We start from the raw sequence: 5062 nt of genomic DNA on the forward strand, positions 1-5062 counted from the left end.
CGACATTCGGCATCGCAGCATCGCGGCATTACAAGCATCTGCTAATGCACTCCCTGCCCCACCTGCAGGCTGCCGGGGTCGGCGCCGAGGCGGCGGATGGCCGCATCCCACATGAGGTCCGCCGGCGTGTCGAAGATCAGCCCCGCGTCGACGTCCACCGTGAGCCACGCCGAGGCTGCGAGCTCCTGGTCGAGCTGGCCTGGCCCCCAGCCGGCATAGCCGGTGAGCACGCGGACGCGCGAGGGGGCGCGCTCCACGACGCGCCGCAGCAGGTCGATCGACGTCGACAGGTAGAGGCCCGGCGCCACCTGGGTCTCGACGTCCTCGGCCAGTGACTCGCCCAGCAGGATCCACCCTCGCTGGGGCTCGACCGGCCCGCCGGTCCACAGCAGCGGACCGCCCACCGTCGCGAGGGGCGGGTCGAACGCCACCGCCTCGGCCGCCGCGATCGTCGTCGGGCGGTTCAGCACCAGGCCGAAGGCGCCGTCCGCCGTGTGGTCACACAACAGGACGACGGTGCGTTCGAAGTTCTCGTCCTGCATCTGCGGCATCGAGAGCAGAAGGGCGGGCGTGAGGCTGGAGGACTCCTGGGCGCTCATGGATCGATGATACACAGCGCGTCCGGGGTACGGGGTACCGGGTACCGGGTGCCGGGTACGGCTGCATGCATACGGGCTAGAGGCTGCCTGAGGTGGCGTCGGGTGCGGGTCGCCTGCCGCCTGCCGCCTGTAGCCCGGCCTTCTCGATCCTTGACCTCGCCCACGCGACGTGTTCGACGACCACCGGGTGGGCGAACGAGGGGTCGACCTCCGGGTCTCGCGGCTCGAGCAAGGCCGCGCGGGCGTCGGCGTCGCCGGTGGCGGCGATGGCCAGGGCGAAGTTCCGGCGCAGCCGCCACACCTTCGTGCGGTACATCGGGCTGTGGCGGATGTTGGACTGCAGGTCCTCGTCCGTGGCGCGCCAGAGTTGCGCGAGGGTCGCCTGCCTCCACATCGGCCGCGCCACCCACACCGGGTCGTCGGTGACCGCCGCGCCGTTGTTCCAGGGGCACACGTCCTGGCACAGATCGCAGCCATACACCTGCGCCCCCAGCCACTCCCGCTGCCCTTCCGCGATGCCCTCGTGCGACTCGATGGACACGTACGACAGGCAGCGCGTCGCATCGACCACGTAGGGCTCGACGATGGCCTGCGTGGGACACACGTCGATGCACCGTGTGCACGTACCGCAGCGGTCGGGCACGGCCGAACCGGTCGGCAGTTCGAGCGTCGTGAGGATCACCGACAGGAACAGCCACGACCCGAGTTCCTGGTTGATCAGGCACGTGTGCTTGCCGATCCAGCCGAGGCCGGCCGCCGCGGCGAGCGCCTTCTCCTGCACCGGCCCTGTGTCGACGTACCCCACGGCCTCGAACCGCCCGCCGGCGTGCTCCTTCAGCCAGCCGATCAGCAGGTGCTGTCGACGTCCCAGCACCTCGTGGTAGTCCTCGCCCCACGCGTAGCGCGCGATCCGCGCGTCGCCAGCCGCCTCGCGCGAGAGCGAGAGCGGTTCGTCGGTGTTGTAGATGGTGCCGGTGACGATGGCAGACCGTGCGCCCGGCAGGACGCGCGTCGGGTCCATGCGCGCCGGGACGCTGCGCGTGAGGTAGTGCAGGTCGCCGGCATAGCCGCGAGCGACCCACTCCTTCAGGTACTCGAGGCGCGCCACCTGCGCGACCGGCGCGATGCCGCACAGGTCGAAGCCCAGCGTCAGCGCGTGGTCACGGAGGGAGTCAACGGAAAACAACTGCGGGCCCTGATGATTCCGGCCTGGGGGCTGGGGGCTGGGGGCTCGGAATGCGACCAAACGGGGAAATGCCGGGAATGCCCGACATTCGCGGCATTCCCGGCATTCTCGGCATTCCGTGCGTCGTGCGGCACCGAGTGGTGGCGGCGTCAGCCGCGCGCCACGAGCTGCCGCACGACGTACGGCAGAATGCCGCCGTGGCGGTACGCCGTGAGTTCCTCCGGCGTGTCGACACGGACGCGCACCGTAAACGACGTGCTGGTGCCGTCCTCGGCCGTCGCCGTGATGGCCAACTCGCCGCGCGGCTTGAGCGACGCCAACGCGATGTCGAACACCTCACGCCCCGAGAGACCGAGGCTGGCCGCGCTCTCGCCGTCCTTGAACTGCAGCGGCAGCACGCCCATGTTCACGAGGTTGCTGCGGTGGATGCGCTCGAAGCTCTCGGCGATCACGGCGCGCACGCCGAGGAGCCGCGTGCCCTTGGCCGCCCAGTCACGCGACGACCCCGAGCCGTACTCCTTGCCCGCGATGACCATCAGCGGCACGCCGGCCGACTGGTACTTCATCGAGGCGTCGTAGATGCTCATCTGCTCGTCGCCGGGCAGGTACAGCGTGACGCCGCCTTCGGTCCCCGGCGCGATCTGGTTGCGCAGGCGGATGTTGGCGAACGTGCCACGCATCATCACCTCGTGATGGCCGCGGCGCGCGCCGTACTGGTTGAAGTCCTTTGGCTGCACGCCGTTGGCGATGAGGTACTTGCCCGCCGGGCTGTCGGCCTTGATGGAGCCTGCCGGCGAGATGTGGTCCGTCGTCACGCTGTCGCCCAGCAAGGCGAGCACGCGCGCGCCCGTCACGTCGGTGATGGGCTTGGGCTCGAGTTCCATCCCCTCGAAGTACGGCGGGTTGGCGATGTAGGTCGACGCGTCCTTCCAGGCAAAGCGGTCGCCCTGCGGCGCCGGCAGTTCCTGCCAGCGCTCGTCGCCCTTGAACACGTCGGCGTAGCGGCGCTGGTACATCTCCGACTGCACGGCCGACAGCATCGTCTGCTGCACTTCCTGCTGCGTCGGCCAGATGTCCTTCAGGTAGACCGGCTGGCCGTCCTTGCCCGTGCCGAGCGGCTCGGTGGTCACGTCCACGGTGAGCGAACCCGCGAGCGCGTAGGCGACGACGAGCGGCGGCGACGCGAGGTAGTTGGCGCGCACGAGCGGCTGGATGCGGCCCTCGAAGTTGCGGTTGCCCGAGAGCACCGAGCACACGACGAGGTCCTTCTCCTCGATGAGCGCCGAGACCTCCTCGGGCAGCGGACCGCTGTTGCCGATGCAGGTCGTGCAGCCGTAGCCCACGAGGTTGAAGCCGAGCGCGTCGAGGTAGGTGTTCAGGCCAGACTTCGCGTAGTACTCGGTGACCACCTGTGAGCCGGGCGCGAGCGAGGTCTTGACCCACGGCTTGCTCGTGAGGCCCTTCTCCACCGCCTTCTTGGCGACGAGGCCCGCGGCGATCATCACGCTCGGGTTCGAGGTGTTGGTGCAGCTGGTGATGGCCGCCACGACCACCGCGCCGTGATCGAGCTGGTCGGCCCACGCCGGCGCCTGCACGGCCACGGCCGCGGCGGTGCCGCCGCCGCTGCCCTTCTTCTTCGGCTCGGCGAGCATCGCGTCGCGCGACTTGCCGAACGAGGCCTTGGCATCCTTCAGCGGCACGCGGTCCTGCGGACGGCGCGGCCCCGACAGGCTCGGCTCCACCGTCGCCAGGTCGAGCTCGATGGTGTTGGTGTAGACCGGATCGACGGTCGCCTCGGTGCGGAACAGGTTCTGCGCCTTGGCGTAAGCCTCGACCAGCGCGACCTGCGCGTCCGAGCGACCCGTGAGCCGCAGGAAGTCGAGCGTCATGTCGTCGATCGGGAAGATCGCGATCGTCGAGCCGTACTCGGGCGACATGTTGCCGATGGTGGCGCGGTCGGCGATGGTCAGGTGGCTGAGGCCGGGACCATAGAACTCGACGAACTTGCTCACCACGCCGTGCTTGCGCAGGCGCTCGGTGATCGTCAACACGAGGTCGGTGGCCGTGATGCCTTCCTGGAGCTTGCCGGTCAGCTTGAAGCCGACGACATCCGGAATCAGCATCGACGACGGCTGGCCGAGCATCGCGGCCTCGGCCTCGATGCCGCCCACGCCCCAGCCCACCACGCCGAGGCCGTTGACCATCGTCGTGTGCGAGTCGGTGCCGAACAGCGTGTCGGGGTAGGCGTACGTCTGGCCGTCCACGTCCTCGCGGCAGACGACGCGCGCCAGGTACTCGACGTTCACCTGGTGCACGATGCCCGTGCCCGGCGGCACGACGCGGAAGTTCGAGAAGGCGTTCTGGCCCCAGCGCAGGAACTCGTAGCGCTCGCCGTTGCGCTGGTACTCGAGGTCGACGTTGAGCGCGAAGCTGTCGCCCTTGCCGAAGTGGTCGACCTGCACGGAGTGGTCGATGACCAGCTCGACCGGCTGCAGCGGGTTGACGCGCGACGGGTCGCCGCCGAGCTTCACCACGCCATCACGCATCGCGGCGAGATCGACCACGGCAGGGACGCCGGTGAAGTCCTGCAGCAGCACGCGGGCCGGCATGAACGCAATCTCGCGCTCGGCGCCGCTCTTCACGTCCCACCCGGCCAGCGTCGCGACATCGTCCTTCTTGACGAAGGCGTTGTCCTCGCGCCGCAGCAGGTTCTCCAGCAGGATGCGCAGCGAGTACGGGAGCTTCGCGACCCCGGGGAATCCGGCCGCCTCGAGGGCGGGCAGGCTGTAGTAGTGCACGGTCTCGCTACCGACCGTGAGGGTGCGGCGGGTCTTGAAGGAGTCGATGGCCATCGGGGACGATCGTATCAAAGCGGAAGGAAAGAAGAGTAGAAGAGCAGAAGGAAAGAAGGCAGGGCGGGAAGGACGAAGGACGAAAGGCGAAAGAAGGCGAAGGCCACTTCCTCGCGCTATTCCTGGCGGCGCGCGAGGATCTGGTCGACGACGACGATCACGACGACGACGAGGCCGACGATGAGGCGGTCGTAGAAGGTAGCGCCGGGGACCTGCGGGAGGGCGTTGCGGAGCACGCCGAAGATCAGCGTGCCGAGCACGGCGCCGACCACCGAGCCGCGGCCGCCCGACAGGCTGGCGCCGCCCACGACGGCCGACGCGATGATGTCGAGCTCGTAGCCATTGGCGAGGTCGGCCTTGCCCTGGCCCTGGCCGAGCACCAGGATGACGCCCGACAGCGCCGCCAGGATGCCCGACACCATGTA

At 69.2% G+C, this 5062-nt stretch carries 4 protein-coding genes; all 4 read right to left on the bottom strand.

Going from position 1 to position 5062, the window contains the following annotated elements; genetic code table 11:
• Positions 1–41: 41 nt before the first annotated feature.
• Positions 42–599, bottom strand: a complete 558-nt coding sequence (locus ACIRDX_RS20395) for a YqgE/AlgH family protein (RefSeq protein WP_396627277.1) — start codon at positions 597–599, stop codon at positions 42–44.
• A gap of 76 nt (positions 600–675) precedes the next feature.
• Entirely contained in the window at positions 676–1785 is a 1110-nt protein-coding gene (gene queG, locus ACIRDX_RS20400; protein ID WP_396627278.1) for a tRNA epoxyqueuosine(34) reductase QueG, read from the bottom strand.
• 149 nt (positions 1786–1934) lie between these two features.
• Positions 1935–4637 (bottom strand): aconitate hydratase AcnA, encoded by a 2703-nt coding sequence (gene acnA, locus ACIRDX_RS20405; protein WP_396627279.1) that lies wholly within the window; start codon positions 4635–4637, stop codon positions 1935–1937.
• Positions 4638–4753: 116 nt separating this feature from the next.
• Positions 4754–5062: ABC transporter permease (locus ACIRDX_RS20410; RefSeq protein ID WP_396627280.1), on the bottom strand; the 309-nt coding region annotated here is incomplete at its 5' end.

Source organism: Luteitalea sp., assembly GCF_044337415.1.
GTDB lineage: Bacteria > Acidobacteriota > Vicinamibacteria > Vicinamibacterales > Vicinamibacteraceae > Luteitalea.